This window comes from Parabacteroides sp. PH5-46 (assembly GCF_029892785.1).
Taxonomy (GTDB): Bacteria; Bacteroidota; Bacteroidia; order Bacteroidales; family Tannerellaceae; genus DFXE01.
On sequence record NZ_JARXXA010000001.1, the window covers coordinates 387579 to 407141 of the forward strand.

At 45.8% G+C, this 19563-nt stretch carries 13 protein-coding genes; all 13 read left to right on the forward strand.

What is annotated here, in order from left to right; genetic code table 11:
* Nucleotides 1–10 precede the first annotated feature (10 nt).
* The 13 genes from M2470_RS01605 (at nt 11) to M2470_RS01665 (ending at nt 19557) form a co-directional block, all read left to right on the forward strand.
* On the forward strand, nt 11–1738 hold the full coding sequence (locus M2470_RS01605; RefSeq protein ID WP_280743054.1) for a prenyltransferase/squalene oxidase repeat-containing protein: 1728 nt from the start codon (nt 11–13) through the stop codon (nt 1736–1738).
* Nucleotides 1739–1941: 203 nt separating this feature from the next.
* Nucleotides 1942–3150 carry a PQQ-binding-like beta-propeller repeat protein gene (locus tag M2470_RS01610; RefSeq protein ID WP_280743053.1) on the forward strand — a complete coding sequence of 403 codons (1209 nt, stop codon included), beginning with the start codon at nt 1942–1944 and terminating at the stop codon, nt 3148–3150.
* Between the two features lies 1 nt (nt 3151).
* Complete coding sequence (locus tag M2470_RS01615; protein ID WP_280743052.1) at nt 3152–4351, forward strand: PQQ-binding-like beta-propeller repeat protein; 1200 nt, start codon at nt 3152–3154, stop codon at nt 4349–4351.
* A 7-nt stretch (nt 4352–4358) separates the two neighbouring features.
* On the forward strand, nt 4359–5780 hold the full coding sequence (locus M2470_RS01620) for a PQQ-binding-like beta-propeller repeat protein (protein WP_280743051.1): 1422 nt from the start codon (nt 4359–4361) through the stop codon (nt 5778–5780).
* Nucleotides 5781–5783: 3 nt separating this feature from the next.
* The gene (locus M2470_RS01625) at nt 5784–6803 is read left to right on the forward strand and encodes a hypothetical protein (RefSeq protein ID WP_280743050.1); all 1020 of its coding nucleotides are present in this window, start codon (nt 5784–5786) and stop codon (nt 6801–6803) included.
* 93 nt (nt 6804–6896) lie between these two features.
* Entirely contained in the window at nt 6897–7229 is a 333-nt protein-coding gene (locus tag M2470_RS01630) for a hypothetical protein (RefSeq protein WP_280743049.1), read from the forward strand.
* A 254-nt stretch (nt 7230–7483) separates the two neighbouring features.
* Nucleotides 7484–8056 carry a ferredoxin gene (locus M2470_RS01635; protein ID WP_280743047.1) on the forward strand — a complete coding sequence of 191 codons (573 nt, stop codon included), beginning with the start codon at nt 7484–7486 and terminating at the stop codon, nt 8054–8056.
* Between the two features lie 2 nt (nt 8057–8058).
* Complete coding sequence (locus tag M2470_RS01640; protein ID WP_280743046.1) at nt 8059–9315, forward strand: 4Fe-4S binding protein; 1257 nt, start codon at nt 8059–8061, stop codon at nt 9313–9315.
* Complete coding sequence (locus M2470_RS01645; protein WP_280743045.1) at nt 9312–11093, forward strand: PQQ-binding-like beta-propeller repeat protein; 1782 nt, start codon at nt 9312–9314, stop codon at nt 11091–11093. Before M2470_RS01640 ends, M2470_RS01645 begins: the two co-directional genes overlap by 4 nt.
* 2 nt (nt 11094–11095) lie before the next feature.
* The gene (locus M2470_RS01650) at nt 11096–13513 is read left to right on the forward strand and encodes an NAD(P)H-dependent oxidoreductase subunit E (RefSeq protein WP_280743044.1); all 2418 of its coding nucleotides are present in this window, start codon (nt 11096–11098) and stop codon (nt 13511–13513) included.
* 190 nt (nt 13514–13703) lie between these two features.
* Nucleotides 13704–15806 (forward strand): PQQ-binding-like beta-propeller repeat protein, encoded by a 2103-nt coding sequence (locus M2470_RS01655; protein WP_280743043.1) that lies wholly within the window; start codon nt 13704–13706, stop codon nt 15804–15806.
* Nucleotides 15807–15814: 8 nt separating this feature from the next.
* On the forward strand, nt 15815–16480 hold the full coding sequence (locus M2470_RS01660) for an ABC transporter ATP-binding protein (RefSeq protein ID WP_280743042.1): 666 nt from the start codon (nt 15815–15817) through the stop codon (nt 16478–16480).
* Complete coding sequence (locus M2470_RS01665; RefSeq protein WP_280743041.1) at nt 16477–19557, forward strand: ABC transporter permease; 3081 nt, start codon at nt 16477–16479, stop codon at nt 19555–19557. Before M2470_RS01660 ends, M2470_RS01665 begins: the two co-directional genes overlap by 4 nt.
* Nucleotides 19558–19563 lie beyond the last annotated feature (6 nt).

Consider the following 19563-nt stretch of genomic DNA (forward strand, 5'->3'; position numbering starts at 1 on the left):
GTTAGGGGGTATGATCGATGTCTTGCGGAAGCAACTGTTGGACGAACAGCCGCAAGAAGGGGCTTTGTGGAGAGGGGAACTTTCTTCAAGTGCCATCTCTACATCCGTATCTGTCTTCGCTTTATATATGGTAGATAAAGAGAAGTACGCGTCTTTTATTCATAATGGAACCGAATGGCTGAAGGCAACGATGAAAGCCGAAGGTACCTGGGGTGACAGTATTGAAAGCCCTTCTAATATGACAGCTACCTTGCTTACCTATGCTTCGCTTTGTGCTGTAGGCCGCCCGCCGGAGAAAACGAAGGAATATCTGAGCGGGAAGTTCGGAGGATCAACCGATCAGCATATCATAAAAGGGGTACTTGCCTATTATGGAAAAGATTTAACCTTCTCTGCTCCTATCCTGGTAATGTGTGCCTTGGCGGGTGTTATCTCCAGTTGGGATGAGATACCTCAGTTGCCTTTTGAAGTATCTGTCTTGCCTCAGAAACTGTTCCGCTTCTTCCGTCTGCCGGTTGTCAGTTATGCCATACCTGCCCTGATTGCTGTAGGTATTTTACGTTATAAGAAAGGCAGAAAGAATCTATTATCTCCTATCCGCAAATCGTTTATCAATAAATCGTTACAGGTACTTGAAAAGCTGCAACCTACCCATGGCGGATTCCTGGAAGCGGCTCCCTTAACGGCTTTTGTTGCCATGTGTATGAGTGCTGCCGGATACCGGGATCATATCGCTACACAGCGTGGTGCCGGATTTCTGACAGATACGGTACGCCAAGACGGAGCATGGCCTATCGATACCGACCTGGCCGCCTGGGTAACAGCTCTGAGTGTACGTGCCTTGGGTAATGATATTACAAACAAACAGGCTTTAGCAGATACCATCAGAAAGAATGCCTTTGCCTTCAAGCATCCTTTTACAGGAGCAAAAGAAGGGGGCTGGGGTTGGACAGACCTGACAGGTGCTGTACCGGATGCCGATGATACCTCCGGTTCGTTGGTAGCTCTTCATATATTGCAGGATGGTGTATATAGCCCGGAAGTCGGAAAAGGTATTGAGTGGTTGCTGGACTTACAGAATAAAGACGGAGGTATGCCTACCTTCTGCAAGGGTTGGGGAAAGCTCCCTTTTGACAGGAGTAGTCCGGATATCTCGGCTCATTCCCTGCTGGCCTTTCAATTGTGGATGGATGTACTGCCGGCTGATCTTCAGAAAAAATGCCGGAACAGTATGCAACGGATGCTGAAATGGATGCAGAAAATACAGGCTGTTGATGGTTCCTGGACTCCTTTATGGTTTGGCGATCAGCAGGCAAAAGACGAACGTTCGCCAGTATATGCTACGGCAATGGCTGTTGAATACCTGGCTGGTTCTAAAGATCCGATAGCCCATGAAATGGTTTCCAAAGGCTTGAAATATATTCTTTCTGTTCAGAACACAGACGGAGGCTGGGGCGGAGCCAAGGATGTACCTTCTAAAGTAACCTTAACGGCTCGTGCGTTGAGTGCCTTATCGTCCTATCCGGAAACGAATCAGGAAGTTATGGAGCAAGCGTTTAATTATCTCTACCGCAAGTATGAAGCAGGCGAACTCTTACAAGCCGAGCCTATAGGCCTTTATTTCTCTCGTTTGTGGTATTCGGAAAAACTATATAATATCACTTTTGTACTGAATGCGTTGAAGAAGTTTAAGGCTCAGTATTCAATGTTTAACGTTAAAGAAACAAACCATGAATGACAATAAGCCATATAAAGTAAAAATCGCATGCATGCGTTTTGAAGAAAGCACGCATGCAATTTCAAAAACGCATACGTGCGATTTGGGAAAAGGATGGCTGCAATTTTTTACTTACTTTAATCTTCTGATATATAAACAAATATAAATACATATTTCTTCAACTTTAAATTGGAAATTTTGAACAATAACAAAAACATATCATCATGAAAAAAGGAATCATTGTTACCTTCTTATTTCTCTTTGCTCTTAATTTGTTTGCCCAGGATAATATCCAGTGGCGGGGAACGGATCGCACCGGAATATACAAGGAGTCGGGATTGTTAAAGGTTTGGCCGGATGCAGGCCCTACCCTACTATGGCATTATGACGGATTGGGAGAAGGACACTCTTCCGTTGCCATAGATTCGGATAAGATTTACCTAACAGGAATGACTGACAAGAAAGGCTATATTTACGTCTTTGATATGAATGGTAAATTGCTGAATAAAAAGGAGTATGGAGACGAATGGGCAAGTAGTTACAATGGCCCGCGTGGTACTCTTACGGTTAATGAAGGCAAGATATATCTGGTCAGTGGTATAGGCGAGATTTATTGTTTTGATCAAAATACCCTAAATACCCTTTGGAAAAAGAATCTTTTGAAAGAATATAATGCATCCAACATTGAATGGGGGATCAATGAAGCGCCTTTGATTATTGACGAAAAAGTGATCGCTACACCCGGAGGAAAACAGCATAACATGGTGGCTTTGAACAAAAATACCGGAGCGTTGATCTGGAGTAGCCCGGGAGAAGGTGATTTGTCTGCTTACTGCTCCCCTCTTTATATTACAGACCAGCAAGTGCCTATCATAGTTACTATGACAGCCGATCATATCATTGGTATAGACGCTTCAAACGGTAAAAAGCTCTGGTCGCACGAAAACAAAAACCGTTATTCGGTACATGCGAATACCCCTGTTTATGGCGACAATATGATCTTGTTGACAAGCGGATACGGGAGAGGTTCTACAATGCTACGCCTTACAAACGGCGGACGAAGCATAGAAGAGGCTTGGTTCTCCAAAGAATTAGACAACCGTATCGGTGCCATGGTAAAAGTAGGTGATTATGCCTATGGCTCGGGCGACAGTAATAGGTATTGGTTCTGTGTAGACTGGAAAACAGGTGACATCAAGTGGAAAGAAAAAGGCCTGGCTATGGGGAATATCATCGCCAACGATGGCATGCTTTATTGCTATACAGATCGCGGTAATATGGTACTGGCAAAGGCAACTCCCGAAAAATTCGACATCGTAAGCCGTTTTTCCATAACACTTGGAACCGAGCAACATTGGGCACATCCCGTTCTATACAAAGGAACGATGTATGTACGGCACGGAAACACCTTAATGGCGTATAAAGTGAAATAGAATGAAAAAGTTAGGCATTCTTACAATAATGGCATGTTGCCTATTGAGTGTTTCCGCTCAGGTGGGATGGCGAAACGATCATACCGGAATATATAATGAAACCGGCCTGATGAAATCCTGGCCCGCAGGAGGCCCTGAGTTGCTTTGGCACTTCGATGGATTAGGCTTTGGATTCTCTTCTGTCTCCATAGACCAGGAGAAACTCTTTGTTACCGGATTTACCGATGCGAAAGGTTATCTGTATGTACTGGATATGAACGGCAAACTACTGAACAAAGTGGAGTATGGCACTGAGTTTACCGGTGATAACTTTACAGGTACGCGCAGTACAGCTATTCCCCACGAGGGGAAAGTATATGTCGTAAGTGGAATAGCCGAACTGTTTTGCTTCGATATGCAGACCCTCAAGTTGTTGTGGAAGAAGAATTATGCAGCGGATTATGGCGCGGAAAATACGAAACACGGCTGGAATGGCCCGCCACTGATCATAGGCGAAAAGCTGATTATCGGACCGGGAGGCCCTACGCATAATGTCCTTGCTTTGAACAAAGAAACCGGTGATATCATCTGGAGTTCCGAAGGTATGAAAGGGATATCCGGATACGGAACACCTATCCTTCTCGACGACCAGGAAGTACCTCAGATTGTTTTTATGATGGGCGACCATATCCTGGGACTAGATGTTACAAACGGGAAAATGCTTTGGTCATATCCCCATACAAACCGCTTTAGCGAACATCCCAATACGCCGGTGTATAGTGATAATATGTTGCTCTTTATGAGTGCTTACGGACAAGGAGCTCTCATGCTGCGCTTGAACGATGGCGGCAGGAAGGTATTGCCTGTCTGGGAAATGAAGGAACTGGGCCATACCACAGGTCACGTGATGAAATATGGAAACTACATCTATGGTCCCGGCAACCGGACAAACTGGTATTGTGTGGATTGGCAAACCGGAAAGATCATGTATGCCGACAATACGATAGCTGTAGGTAACATCATTGCTGCCGACGGCTTGTTATACTGCTACTCAGAAAAAGGGGAGATGGCATTAGTAAAACCAAATCCGGAGAAATTTGAAATAATCAGCCAATTCCCCATCACCTTAGGAACCGAGCAACATTGGGCACATCCGGTTATTTACAAAGGCGTGATGTACGTAAGACATGGAGATACATTAATGGCATATAAGATTAAATAAGTTCAAGGTGAAAAAGAAAAGGATAATAACAGGCATAACTCTATTCGTGATACTTATTTATACAGGTGTCATAATTGGGTGGCATGTATATACTCCTCATGAAAATCTTACAATCCAGGCTCCGGGAGCGGATAACAGGCCGGAGGGATCTACCCGTGCGGCAAACGATGTACTGATTGGTGAGTTCTTTATGAAGTATGATGATGCTTCTTCCGAACTCACAGGGAAATGGAGTAGTTTTCGGGGAGCTTTATCTACTAATATTATTAAAACAACAGAAAGTATTCTCACTTCCGAAGAGGAATACCCCGTTTTGTGGAGTGTGGAAACCGGAGAAGGACATGCGGCTCCGGTGATATACAATGGCCGGGTGTATTTCCTCGACTATAACGAGCAGCTAAGCTCTGATGCTTTACGCTGTTTCTCCCTGGAAACCGGAAAAGAGCTATGGCGTAGGTGGTACCGGGTGCCTATCAAACGGAATCATGGTTTTTCGCGCACTGTTCCGGCTATCAGCGACGATTATATTATCACGATCGGCCCGGAGGGACATGTAATGTGCTGTGATCCTGTTACGGGCGATATGAAATGGTCGCTTGATATGCAAAAGGAGTTCAAAACAGAAGTACCCTTCTGGTACACTGGACAATGCCCCCGCGTAGATAATGGTACCCTGATCCTGGCTCCGGCAGGGGAAGAAGTATTACTGGCCGGACTGGATTGCCAGACGGGAGACATACGCTGGACGACCCCTAATACCCTTAAATATAAGATGTCGCATTCGTCTGTCATGCCTATGACATTAGGAGGTAAAAAGACGTATGTCTATATTAGCGTAGGAGGTGTATGCGGGGTATCGGCAGAAGAGAGCGATCGGGGGACCTTGCTGTGGGAAACAAGTAAATGGCAGCCTTCTGTAGTAGCGCCTTCCCCACTCCAACTATCCTCCAACCAGATATTCATGGTTGCCGGATATGGTACCGGAGGTGCCTTATTGCGTGTGGATCATTCAGCAGGCAAATGGACGGCTACCGTAACAGATCAGTACAAGCCGAACGAAGGATTGTCCAGTGAACAGCAAACACCTATTTTTTACAATAATATGATCATCAGTGTTATGCCGAAAGACGCCGGAGGACACCGGGGCAAACTGGTGTATTATTCTCCCTCTGATTTACATTCGCCGGTCTGGACTTCTGCAGCCGACGAGCGCTTCGGGCTGGGTCCTTACATCATAATCAACGATAAACTGTTCGTTTTCAAGGATGACGGCGAACTATATGTATATGAAGTACAAGCGAAAAGTATGAAATTACTGAAAAAGCAGCGGATCATGGATGGTGCAGATGCCTGGGGGCCATTGGCCTATGCTGATGGAATGCTTATTGTACGGGATGCTCATAATGTAAATTGTCTCAAAATCGTATAAACCATGAGCAAGTTAGTAAACGAAGAAAATAAAGAAAAGATTTCGCGTAAGACGTTCCTGCAGATTTGCGCTTCTGTAGCTGCAGGCGGAAGTCTAACGGGGCTTTCCGCTGTACTGCTTCACAAACGATCTCGTTTGTCGAGAGGTGATACTTCCAATGTGCAGAAAAACACCTTTGTATCACCTTATAAACGGCTCTTATCGTTTAGTGTTCCTGATCAGATAGAGGCTTTTGAATTGGCAGGTGATAATCTGCTTGTTGCAATGCCTAACAATCTCTCGATATATGATCGTACGGGGAGATTGCTCAATAATTTCGCTATCGGAAGCGAACTTCGTGACATTGTAGTGGATCATGAGGCTATTTACCTGCTTTTCCCAACACGTATCGAAGTATATACCAAAGACGGAGAACTACTTCGGGATTGGGAAGCATGCAGTGAGCTATCAGACTATTGTTCTATGGTTATTGCTTCTGGTTCCCTGTTTGTAACCGATGCTGCCAATAAAAACATCTGCAAATACACAACAGAAGGTAATTTTGTACGATTTATTCAGAGCCCCGACGGCTTTATTATACCCAGTTATTCATTTGGCATTACGTATGTAAACGGAATCATTTATTGCTCCAACTCCGGCAGACACAAAGTAGAGAAATACTCTACAGACGGAGAATATCTGGGCTCTTTCGGCAAAGCAGGAGGCGCTATCGGTATGTTCTGCGGATGTTGTAATCCGGTTCATCTGTCCGCCACCTCTACAGGAGAAATCGTTACTTCTGAAAAAGGAAATCCGCGCATCAGCTGTTACGGAAGCAATGGCGAGTTCCGAAGTATGTTGCTCGACAGCAAAGCCCTTGGCGGAGGCAACACAGCCTACGACATCAAAGTAGATAATGACAAACTATTCGTAGCCGGCAAGAACCAAATATCAACCTTCCAATACGACAAAACTCTGGCTGCCAAAACAGCCTGCTCGGATTGCAAGGCAAACTGCCCCCTACGAGAAGGAATTAACATATAATATTCTCTCCAAACAGAGAATATAAGTGCTCTTTGACTTATTGGTTTACACGTTTTTCGTATCTTTGCTAAAAATAACCAAAATAGCTAAGATATGACTACAATCATCATAGATGAAACAACAGAAATAGGCAAAAGCCTGATGAATATCATCCGCTCTCTCGAAAAGAATAACAATGGCTCTATAAGGATATTTGAAGATTCAGATTTGAACTACCAATATGAAGAATCTACTGCTACTGTACAAGAGCCTGCACTTGATTTTTACGGAGAAGAATCTGTCGATCAGAAAACAAGCGGACGTATTCCAGGTCTCCCCTACACACACGAAGAGCGCATGGCATCACTTCTGAGAGCGCAAGAACAGCGACGTCTGGGACTAAGCATTAGTGCAGATGAACTTGAAGAAGAAATGAAAAAATGGTAGCCTTTTGGGATTCGGAAGCTATTGAAGAGCTTGAAAGTATCTACAATTACTATCGTAAAACAGCAACTCTTCGAATAGTATATCAAATAGAAAACAACAACATCTATATTGCTGCTATTTGGGATGTTCGGCAAGAGCCTTCCAAGCTAAAAAAGATTATTCGATAATAAAAAGCATATATTTCTTATTACAAAAACGTGTAAACCGATAAAGAGTTTGCACGTTTTTTTTATTTGATTGAATATGAATTGTGTATGAAGGAGAAGAACGGAAATAACAGGAGCCCGATAGCGCGACGGAAGTTTTTACAGGCTTTGGGAACAGCGGTGGCGGGTGGTTCGATTCTTGCGGTATCGGGTGGACTGATCGGCAAGGTGAAGGAGCAGGAGGCAAGCCTGTATTGGCAGATTGATCCGCAGAAGTGTACCCAATGCGGACGTTGCGAAACGCATTGTGTGCTTCCGGTTTCGGCTGTAAAATGCTTCCATGCCAATATGGTATGTGGATATTGCGACCTGTGTGGAGGATACTATCGCTCCAATGTAAAAGAGTTGAATACAGCAGCAGAGAACCTGATGTGCCCTACCGGAGCCATTGAGCGCCAGTTTGTAGAAGATCCCTATTTCGAATATACCATCAACGAAAGCCTGTGTAACGGATGTGGAAAGTGTGTGAAAGGCTGTAGTTCGTTTGGCAATGGCTCTCTCTATTTGCAAATCAAACGTGACTTGTGCAAAGATTGTAATGAATGTAAGATCGCTACCGTATGTGCATCCGACGCGATATCCCGCGTGCCTCTTTCTGTAGCATATAAACTCAAAGGTTGAAGATGAAGAAATTACTATTTGCGTGTATGTCTTTGTTACTTCTGGCGGAAGTAAGCGCTCAAAACAGGTTTCCCAAACCTGATTTTGAATCGGGATACCAATATCCGGATATACAATACCTGGTGCCCAATGAAACTTTATGGGTGGCGATCGATATTATCTTACTGGTTGTATTGATGAGCATTGTCTCATGGGCTGTGATAAAGCGGCAGACGCGTAAGCCTGTGATATGGGTTTCTCTTATCTCTGTTGCTTATTTCGGCTTTTTCCGTAGCGGCTGTGTTTGCAGTATAGGCTCTATTCAGAATGTTTCGTTAGCTTTGGTTGATAATACGTATGTGTTGCCCATATCGGTATTTCTTTTTTTCATCCTACCTATACTGTTTGCCTTTCTGTTTGGCAGGGTCTTTTGTGCCGGGGTATGCCCCTTCGGTGCTTTGCAGGAATTGGTGAATTTGAAGAATTACAGATTGCCAAAGGCACTGGCAAGTGTATTAGGTATGATCCCCTGGATATACCTGATCTTTGCGGTCTTGTATGCCATTACCAGAAGTAGTTTTATTATTTGCCGGTTCGACCCGTTTATCGGAATTTTCCGTTTGGGAGGAGATATCGGACTAATCATATTCGGAGTGCTTTTGCTTATTGCTGCTATCTTCACGGGAAGGCCATTCTGCCGCTTTATTTGTCCGTATGGCGCTCTGCTGAGCCTTTTTTCACGGGTGTCCATCTGGAAGGTAGAACTGACGAAGACGCCTTGTATTAATTGCGAACTTTGCCATAATGCCTGTCCGGTAGATGCTATCAAACCGCCTTACGACAACAAAGTGAAAGAGAAGCGTCTGCAAGGGGTAAAACGTATCGTAAATTATTTCCTGATCCTCCCGTTAATGGTAGTTGCCGGGGCATTCCTGATGCGTTCTGCCAGTAGTAGTCTGAGCCGTGTCAACAAGGATGTACGGCTGTACGATATGGTGATTCAACAGGAAGCCAATCCGCAGGATATCCTCTCTTTGGAGTTGGAAGCCTTCTACGGACAAGGAGGGGTAGTAGAAGAACTGACAGAAAAACAAGAGCAAATTCAGGCCGACTTTCGTTTCTACTCCACAATAGGCGGAGCCTTGATCGGATTTGTAATAGGCATGACACTGATCAGTTTATCTGTCAAACGAACCCATAAAGTATATGAGATAGACCATGCGGATTGTGTAGCATGCGGCAAATGTTTTAGTTATTGTCCTCAGAATCAAAAACAATGAAGAAATCAATTCTTAGAAATGTAGCCATTGTGTCGGCTATCTTTATCGTTACCTTTTCGATTATGTTGATTACCAACTATTTTCAGGTGAGAGGTACTACACCGCTACAGACAGAAGTGGTAGAAACGCTGAAAGAGATAAACGATCAGAATGCCAATAATCCGGCTTTGCAGGAACAGATCCGCCAACTGGATTTGTTGGCCCGGAAGGCTTATTTTATCCGGATGGATCATCTGATGGTGGGAGTTTATATCCTATTGGGTATGTTGTTGGTGTTTATCATCTGCATCCGTCTCTATTTCGCACATGATAAAGAAATACCGGGTAAAGAAATAGACCCGATAGACGAATGGGCCATCAAGACAGAAGCCCGGAAATACGTGATATGGATAGCCTCCGGCATAGCAGCCATAGGGTTGGTATTTGTCTTCCTGAGTTCGCCTTATCTGAAGGCTACACCACAGGCAGAAACAGCAGAGCCGGTTGAAGTGCTAGCCGATTTAGCGGAAGCTCCCACAGAGCTGCCTGAAACAGAAACAGACACTCCTGCTGAGCCGGAAATCGTATCGGAAGCAGATACGACTCAGCTGGTGGAAACAGCTGTAGAAGAAGCCGCTCCACAAGTAGTTGTGTCTAAAGTAACACATAATGCCTTCCGGGGTAATAACTCCAACGGGATATCTTCGGCCAAAGGGGTACCTGTTAAATGGGAGTTAGGCAGCGGAACCAATATTGCCTGGAAGCAGGATATACCCCGACAGGGATATAACTCACCGGTTATCAATGGAAATAACGTTTTCTTCTCAGGGGCCGATGCACAGGCTCGTGAGCTTTATTGCTACGATCTGACTACCGGAGAAAAGCGTTGGACACTGGCAGCCGCTAATATCCCCGGTTCTCCTTCGCAAATGCCTAAAACTACGGAAGATACCGGATTGGCAGCCTCTAGTGTAGCTACAAATGGCAAACAGGTATGCGCCATCTTTGCTACCGGAGATATCCTTTGTGCCGATATGGAGGGTAAACAACTATGGGCTAAGAACCTGGGGGTACCGGACAATCATTACGGATATGCTTCTTCTCTCCTTATTTTTGGTAATCTGGTGATTGTACAGTACGACAACCAGAACTCCCCTAAGGTCATGGCTTTAGATCTTGCTACAGGTGCCGAACGATGGAGCAAAAGCCGGACAGAGAAAGTTACCTGGAGCTCCCCAATCATCGCCTATGTCAATAATACCCCGCAGTTGGTATTGATGGGAAACCCCGCCATTACAGCTTATAACCCGAACAATGGCGAACAGCTCTGGCGGGTGGAATGCATGACCGGAGAAGTAGGATCAAGCGCCTGTAGCTCTAACGGACTGGTGTTTGGGGCAAGCGAATATGCCAAGATGGTAGCCATCAATGCAGCAGACGGAAGCCTGTTATGGGAAGGGAATGATTTCCTGCCCGAAGTTGCCAGCCCGGTTGCTACAAAGGATAATCTGTACCTGGCAACCAGCTACGGTGTAGTGGCAGCTTATGATACTCAGACCGGAGAACTCCGCAAAGAGCATGAACTGAATACCGAATTCTACTCTTCTCCGGTGATAGCCGAAGGTAAGATATACCTCTTCAGCAATGACGGAAAGATGCATATCTTCTCGGCTGATAATGATTTCCGCCTGCTGGCATCCTTTGAAACAGGCGAGAGAACCTTTGCCACACCCGCCTTTACTGACGGAAAAATCGTGGTACGAACAGAAAAAAGCATATACTGTGTAGAAAACAAATAAGAATGAATTGTACGTGTGAACATAATAACAAAGCGGAAGACCTGATTCCTAAGGTAGATGCAATTATCGACAGAATCGGAACCTCGCGACAGGTGATTATCCCCTTGTTACAGGCTTTGCAGGAGGCGTTTAGCTATCTGCCTTCAGAGGCTATCGAGCGGGTGTATGAACGGACGGAAATCGACCGGGCGCAACTGATTAGTGTTTCCACCTTTTACTCCCAATTCAGGCATATTCCTTACGGGAAGCATCTGATCAAGGTGTGTACCGGAACGGCTTGTCACGTGAAAGGAGCCGGCAATGTGTATGACTCATTCCGCCGCGAACTGAAGATGGAAGACGGCAGCATTACCTCTTCCGACCAGTTGTTTTCAATAGAGAAGATCGCCTGTCTGGGCTGCTGTACATTGGCTCCTGTCGTGCAGATTGACGAGAAAATATATGGGCATGTCATGCCCGGAAAGGTAAACGAGGTAATTGATGATTTCCTGAACCTGCAAGAAAAGAAGGAAAAGGAAGAGAACAAACAGGAGCAACGCCAGGTGGCAGGAGAAATACGTCTGGGGATGGGCTCGTGCTGCCAGGCCAGCGGATCTTCGGATATATACAAAGAATTGCTGACGGCTTCCGATGAATTGGGTATAGAGGTAAATATCAAGCCTGTAGGCTGTGTAGGGGTCTGTAATAAAGTACCGCTGATTGATGTAGTGCTTCCCGACAGCTCCATTACCCGCTACCCCAATGTAAAAGCAATTGAAATAAAGGAAATACTGCATCATCACTTCAAACCTGCGGGCTATTTAAAACGATTAAAAAACAGCCTGTTGAATCATATCGACACCTTCCATACCGATATTACTTGGGATAATGTGATATGGAAGGGCGAAAACGAGCGGACGGGTGTAATAGACAGCTTCCTTTCCGGACAGAAACACATATCTACAGAAGGATATGGCTTTCTGGCTCCCCTGAATATTGATGAATATGTGGCCAGCGGTGGATTTGAAGCACTTAAAGCTATAGTCTCGTCCCGTTCACGCGAAGAAGTGATCCAAAGTATCCTTTCCAGCGGTATTCGTGGGCGTGGCGGAGGCGGTTTCCCCACAGGAAAGAAATGGGAGATCGTAGCTGCTTCACCTAAAAAAGAAAAATATGTGATATGCAATGGAGACGAAGGCGACCCGGGAGCCTTTATGGATCGTATGATGCTGGAATCTTACCCCTTCCGTGTAATTGAAGGAATGATTATCGCCGGATATGCTGTAGGGGCGGACAAAGGAGTCTTCTATATCCGAGCCGAATATCCTCTGGCGGTGGTGCGGATACGTACGGCACTGGAGCTTTGCCGGGAGCGTAACCTGATAGGCGAAAACATTGCCGGAAGCGGCTTCTCGTTCGACATCTCCATCTTTGAAGGAGCCGGAGCTTTTGTTTGCGGAGAGGAAACAGCCCTGATAGCCTCCATAGAGGGCGAACGGGGATTCCCCAAGCAGCGGCCTCCCTACCCTGCCGTAGAAGGCCTGAACGGACGTCCTACACTTGTCAACAATGTAGAAACCCTGAGCCAAATCCCCTATATCCTGCGGAACGGATCAGACTATTACGGCGGGATAGGCACTTCCGGTAGCAAAGGAACTAAAGTGTTTGCCCTGGCAGGCAAGATACGCCACGGAGGCCTGATAGAAGTACCGATGGGTGTTACGCTTAATCAGATCATTGAAGATATAGGAGGCGGTGTGGAAGGTGGCGAGAAGCTGAAAGCCGTACAGATCGGAGGGCCTTCCGGAGGTTGTATTCCCGCGCATTTATGCGACGTGCAGGTAGACTTCGATGCCTTCAACCAGATGGGCGCCATGATGGGCTCCGGCGGACTGGTGGTATTGAGCGAAAGCGACTGCATGGTAGATATGGCCCGCTATTTCCTGAGCTTCACCTGCGAACAGTCTTGCGGCAAATGTACCTTCTGCCGGGTAGGTATCCGCCGGATGCTTGATTTGTTGGACAAGATATGCAGCGGAAAGGCCGATATGGCCGATATAGACAAGCTGGAAGAGCTGGCACTGAATGTAAAGAAATCGTCGCTCTGCGGCTTGGGGAAAACAGCTCCTAATCCGGTGCTAACCACCTTGAAATACTTCCGCGAAGAGTACGAAGAGCATGTAAAAGGGGTCTGCAAGACAGGCACTTGCAAAGACATGGTGAAATATGTAGTTACCGACGAATGCATAGGCTGTACCAAATGTGCCAAAGCCTGTCCGGTAGACGCCATCCCCTATACCCCCTACGAAATACACAGTATAGAGGTTGAAACCTGCGTACAGTGCGGCTTGTGTATTGATGAATGTAGTTTTAATGCCATCCGTAAAGTGGCACTGAATGAGCATGTAAACTATAAGGATAAAGTAGTAACGACTGCTTGATGTTTTTTTGGCTTAAAATGGCTTCTTTTGGTTTTAATGTACGTTCAAAATAATTTAGAGGTACGTGTAAATCAATTTAGAGGTAGGTCTAATTTTATTTAGAGGTAGGTGTAAATCGATTTAGAGGTACGTCTAAATAAAAACAGAGGTAGATAGAAGCAAAAAACATCAACAGGCTATATAAAAAGTTATGTTGATATATATAAACAACGATCAGGTAGAAACAAAAAGCGGTGAGACGATATTGGAGACGGCTCGCCGGATGGGGCACACTATCCCGTCCTTATGCTATGCCAAAGGAGCGAAGCATAAGTCTTCCTGCATGGTATGTGCTGTGCAGAATGCGGCGAACGGTCAGATCATCCCCTCCTGTACTACCTATCCTACAGAAGGTATGCAGATTACGACAGATAGCGAGGAGGTGCGCAAAGTACGCTCCTTGTCATTGGAGTTGCTGCTGAGCGATCACCGGGCGGATTGTGAAGCCCCTTGTGCGATGGTATGTCCCCAAAAGCTTGAAATAGAGCAGATGCTGAGCTATTACGATGCGGGGAAATACCCGGAAGCACATGCCGTAATAGCTGCCGCCTTTGCCTTGCCCGAGATAGGCTGCGATAACTGCAAAGCCCCTTGTGAAAAGGCTTGCCGCCGGGGAACAATCGATCAGGCGGTGTCTATCCGGGAGATCATAAAAGAACTTGCCGGCATGTTTGATACAGCCTCTTTGGCTGAAGAAATAAAGATACACAATACAGACAAAAACAGCTTCCAGTCTCGTTTGGGACGATTTACGGAGAAAGAGAGGGAGCGCCTGAAAGAGACCGTAAATACACCCTCGCGTTGCCTGCATTGTGCCTGCTCCGGACGTACGGAGTGTAAACTGCGTTTATATGCTACGGCAGAGGGTATTAAGCGTTCGCGCTACGATGCCTCTTCTACCCTTCCGGTTATGAATAAGATGCACATAAAAGAGGATCTATGGTTTGAACAAGCCAAATGCATCCGCTGCGGAATATGTGTTTACAACAGCGATAACGGCTTCACCTTCAAAGACCGGGGCTTCGGCATGCAGGTAGTATTACCGGAAGAAAACCGGGCAAACGTCTCTCCCAAACTGGCTGAAATGTGCCCCACAGGAGCGATCTATATATTGCGTTCTGCGTTCTGCATCCTTCTGGCAATGATATTGACATCCTGCATAAGCGGAAGTGGCTTTTCGGACAGTTCGGATGATATGGATTGGCTGTTGTTTCGCGGCAACTCGGCTTTAAGCGGCTATACGGAGCATCAGCTTCCCAAAAACCCGGTTCTGTTATGGAGCTATAAAAGCGATACGCGCACCGTATCGTCTCCTGTTGTAAAAGGTGGAACGACTTACTGGTGCGACAAACGGGGACTTGTACGGGGGGTTGACATTCACGGGGAGTTGGCCTTTGAATATAACCTGGCAACGGCTGTAGAAGCTACTCCCATGATCTACGACTCTGCCTTGTATATCGGTCGGATCGATGGCTTTATGACTGCCATATCCCTTGCCACAAAAGATACGCTATGGAATTATGAGACCATGGGGCAAGTATCTGCTTCGCCTAATATTGTGGATTTTGAAGGGCAAAAGGCTGTTGTATTCGGCAGTTACGACAATTTCCTGTATTGCGTGGATTATCAGACCGGAGAAGAGATAAATCGTTTTGAATCGGGTTATTACCTGAACGGAGCTGTTGCGCTCTGGAAGAAATATGTTATCTTCGGAGGTTGCGACTCCTGGGTACGCATCATAGACTGCCAGACAGGTGTACAGACCGATTCCCTGCTTTTGGAGGCCTATGTCCCGGCCTCTCCGGCCATTATGGGAAATTATTGCTATGTGGGTGATTATTCGGGGAATATCTATAAACTGATGCTTGAAAACGGCAAGATCATCCGCCACAAGAAAATGATCTCCGGAGATAGCGAAAAAGGCTCTTTTGTATCCGTTCCTGCCATTTCGGGAGAGGCTTTTTACTTCCTTTCGGGCGAACGGAATATCAAAGCCATAAGCCGCATCAACGGCAAGCAAACCTGGGAATACATGCTGAAAGGAAATGTAGGGGAAAGCTCTCCGGTAGTATGCGATGACAAGCTAATTATATGCACCAAGACAGGCATAGTCTCTATCCTGGATGCATCCAACGGCAAGCTGGAATGGGAATACGACACAGGCGAACAAATCGTAAGCTCACCCGCCATCATCAAAAACCATTTCATGATCCTAACCGCCAAAGGCACATTGCTTTGTTTTGGAAAAAAATAAGATTCTATATGATACAATTAACAAACATACAGAAGAGCTATCAGGACGGGGAGAACCGGGTGAATCATGTTTTGCGAGGGCTGGATATGTCGGTCGGTAAAGGGGAATTTGTGGCGGTTAAGGGAGTGTCGGGATCGGGTAAGACGACTTTGTTATCTATTCTGGGGACATTGCTTGTTGCGGATGAAGGAAGTTATCTGCTGGATGGTGTGGAGATGACTACGCCGGGGGTAGATCATTCGCTTGTACGTAATAAGCAGATCGGGTTTGTTTTTCAGGATCACCGCTTGATGCCTCAGTATACGGCGCTGGAAAATATACTGTTGCCTACCCTTGCCTATCGCTCTCAGGCTAGTATTGAAGAGGTTGAGTATGCCAGGCATCTGTTGGAACTGACACATATTACCGGTGTGGCAAATCAATACCCGCATACCTTATCGGGGGGAGAAGCCAGTCGTGTTGCCGTCTGCCGCGCATTGATTATGAAGCCCTTGCTACTTTTAGCAGATGAACCGACCGGACAATTAGATGCTGAAAATGCCCGGAATATAGCCCTATTGTTGTCCGAGATAAATACGCATGTACGTACCACGATTATCATGGTAACCCATTCAGAGGAAACGTCTTCGGCAGCCCATCGCATACTTACTCTTAAAAATGGTGTTTTACAGTGAAGTTCAGCGATCTGTCATATAAGAACATACGGTTTTATACCCGTTACTACAGGCTTATAGCTGTGGCTGTCCTTATAGCTGTAACTGTTATCGTGGGTAGCCTGGTAGTAGGCGATTCTGTGCGTACAACACTTGTCAAGCGTGTAACAGAGCGGCTTGGGAATACCGAATCTATCCTCTTTTCCCGTCAGTCATTCATGGATGAGAAGCTGGCAGACAGCCCTTTGTTTGATGGATCGGCCAGAGGTATGTTGCTGACAAACGGTTTTATTTCTCAAAACGGAAAGTTAGTCCCTGTCTTTGTATGGGGTGTTGATGATATCCCGATATCAGGTGGTGCAGCCAAGGTCAACCCGGCTCTGCTGAAGGAGTTAGGGCAAGAAAAGCCGGATGCTATCATACTTCGGCTGCCTGCTTCCGGACTGGTTCCTTCGGGTTCTCTGTTTGTTACGGAGAACTATACCAGCAGTATGCGCCTGGCTTACGATGGCCTTGTAAGCCTGGAAGAAGGGGGCAATATCAGCATGAAGAACGAACAACTTATTCCTCTCAATATCTTCGTAAACCGGAAAGAACTGGCTGAAGCGATGGAAACGGAAGGGAAGATCAACCTGATATTAAGCGACAAAAAAGTATCGGAGGAGGAGTTGAAACAGGTATGGAATTACTCATTCTCAGGTTTATTTATAACTCAGAAAGAAGGATTTACGGAAATAAGCTCAGATCGGGTATTCCTGCAAGAAAAGGTGGTAGAAACAATCAGCCGGAACAATCGTGAGCCCAACCGCCTGTTCTCCTATCTGGCCAACGCTATTGAACGGGATAGTACATCTATCCCCTACTCTTTTGTAACGGCCATGGATCGCTATAAGGGAGAAGTGCTGCAAAAAGACGAGATCATCCTTTCGGATTATTCGGCCAACCGCCTGCAAGCGAAGCCGGGAGACTGGGTGACAGTAAGTTATTTCACCTCGCAAGACCTAAAAACCCTGAAGACAGAGAAGCTCTCTTTGTTGGTGAAAAAGATAGTCCCACTAAGCGAACTGCAGGAAGATAAGAGTTTAAGTGCCGATTTTCCGGGCCTTTCCAATGTAGAACGCTGTACCGACTGGGATAGCGACTTACCCATCGATATGAGCCTGATAAGCGATGAAGACGAGGCCTATTGGGAGCAGTATCGCAGTACTCCTAAAGCCATTCTCTCCTATGAGGCAGTGGCCGGCCATTGGGGAAATGCTTACGGAAATGCTACGGCTGTGCGTATGTTAAATACAGCGCCCGACTTGTCTGAATTACAATCCGATATGTTTGGTATCCAACTGATTCATCCCCGGGAAGCCGGTTTATATGCAGCGAAAAACGGAGTGGATTTCTCCAGCCTTTTTCTGGCTTTGGGATTCTTTATCATTGTGTCAGCCATGCTGTTACTGATTATACCCTTATCGGAAATGCTGTATCAACGACGCCATGAAATCGCCCTATTGAAGTCTTTGGGATATACACAAAAGCGCATCACAAGGATACTTTGGACGGAAGCTGCCCCTGTTGTATTGGCTTCCTCTGTAGGTGGAGTGATCCTAGGGATACTCTACACCAGCCTTATAATGTGGCTATTGGGTAATGTGTGGAAAGGGGCCACCCATACCGAAGGATTCGCGGTTTATCCCCATCTCCTTACTATAGCGCTGGGATTTCTAGTTGGTATCCTTCTCTCCTTATGGCTGCTTCGTCGTACAATAGTACGTAGTCTGAAAGATAAAAAGGTTGATAATAAACGAAGAAAGCACTCACTGAAATATAAAAAAGGCTTGGCTATAACAGCAAGTATCCTTGCCCTGGCAGTAAGCGGATTTAATTTCTTCTTTTTGCAATCCGTAATCCTCTTTGTACTAGTGGGGATTATCCTGATTGGAACTGCTGCCTTGTGGGGAGATTATCTGATTTGCCGGAATGGCACCCCTTCTACTAACAGCTTTACTTCTGAGAAACTGATATGGAGTACCTTATTGGCCAACAAGAAGCAGGCTATCTTATCGTTCGTAACCTTGACAATGGGTGTTTTTATCGTCTTTTCCGTAGGATTAAACCGGAAAGGTTTTGCTGATAGTTCGCAGATTAAAACCGGAACCGGGGGCTTCTCCCTCTGGTGCGAAAGTAGTGTTCCTGTGTATCACAATATGTCGACACAAGCCGGGCGTGAAAAGCTATCCCTCACAGCCTTGCCTGATGATGCCGAGATTATGCAATGCCTGCGTTATAGCGCAGATGACGCCAGCTGTCTGAACCTGAATAAAGTCTCTACCCCTACCGTTTTAGGAGTAGACATGGATGCCCTATTGACGCATGATTTCCGGATAGAGCAAAATCCTTATCCGTTAAACGAGGTACAGGATGTATATCCCGCTTTGGTAGATGCAACAGTGCTTACCTGGAGCCTTGGGATGGCTCTGGGAGATACGCTCTTTTATGAAGGAGACAGAGGGCAGCGCGTGGGGATTCGCTTATCCGGAACACTCTCTAATTCTATCTTTCAGGGACATATCCTGATAGACAAGAAATACTTCTCTGACATATGGGAAGAAACAAGCGGAAGCGAAGTCTTCCTTCTGAAAGTAGACGAATCGCAAAGAGAAGAGGTGAAAACACTTCTTTCTCAGGCACTCAATGAATACGGAGTACGCGTTACTACGACCAATGACAGGCTGAAACAGTTCAATAGCGTAACCGATACCTACCTGACTATCTTCCTGACATTAGGAGGCTTAGGTTTGTTAGTAGGTATCATGAGTTTTATTATCGTTATCCGCAAAAACCTCTCCATGCGCAGAAAGGAAATAGAGCTGTACAAAACGCTTGGCTTTACCCATCAGAAGATAGAACAAACCCTCTATAAAGAAAACGTACTTATACCACTTTACGCTATCGCAACCGGAGTTATCAGTTCCATTGTAGGAGTAAGTATCAGCTTTATGAATACCGGTATATGGGTCTGGCTATTGGCCTTCCTTTTTACAGCCTTCTTTATCGGGTGCATCATCCTATTTGTCAAGAAAATAGTAAAAACAGAAGTGGAATAATAAATG

Excerpts from the sequence above, each read along its gene's own strand:
- M2470_RS01605 (WP_280743054.1), top strand. The coding sequence starts at position 11 with ATGATCGATGTCTTGCGGAAGCAACTGTTGGACGAACAGCCGCAAGAA.
- M2470_RS01610 (WP_280743053.1), top strand. The coding sequence starts at position 1,942 with ATGAAAAAAGGAATCATTGTTACCTTCTTATTTCTCTTTGCTCTTAAT.
- M2470_RS01615 (WP_280743052.1), top strand. The coding sequence starts at position 3,152 with ATGAAAAAGTTAGGCATTCTTACAATAATGGCATGTTGCCTATTGAGT.
- M2470_RS01625 (WP_280743050.1), top strand. The coding sequence starts at position 5,784 with ATGAGCAAGTTAGTAAACGAAGAAAATAAAGAAAAGATTTCGCGTAAG.
- M2470_RS01630 (WP_280743049.1), top strand. The coding sequence starts at position 6,897 with ATGACTACAATCATCATAGATGAAACAACAGAAATAGGCAAAAGCCTG.
- M2470_RS01635 (WP_280743047.1), top strand. The coding sequence starts at position 7,484 with ATGAAGGAGAAGAACGGAAATAACAGGAGCCCGATAGCGCGACGGAAG.
- M2470_RS01640 (WP_280743046.1), top strand. The coding sequence starts at position 8,059 with ATGAAGAAATTACTATTTGCGTGTATGTCTTTGTTACTTCTGGCGGAA.
- M2470_RS01645 (WP_280743045.1), top strand. The coding sequence starts at position 9,312 with ATGAAGAAATCAATTCTTAGAAATGTAGCCATTGTGTCGGCTATCTTT.
- M2470_RS01650 (WP_280743044.1), top strand. The coding sequence starts at position 11,096 with ATGAATTGTACGTGTGAACATAATAACAAAGCGGAAGACCTGATTCCT.
- M2470_RS01655 (WP_280743043.1), top strand. The coding sequence starts at position 13,704 with ATGTTGATATATATAAACAACGATCAGGTAGAAACAAAAAGCGGTGAG.
- M2470_RS01660 (WP_280743042.1), top strand. The coding sequence starts at position 15,815 with ATGATACAATTAACAAACATACAGAAGAGCTATCAGGACGGGGAGAAC.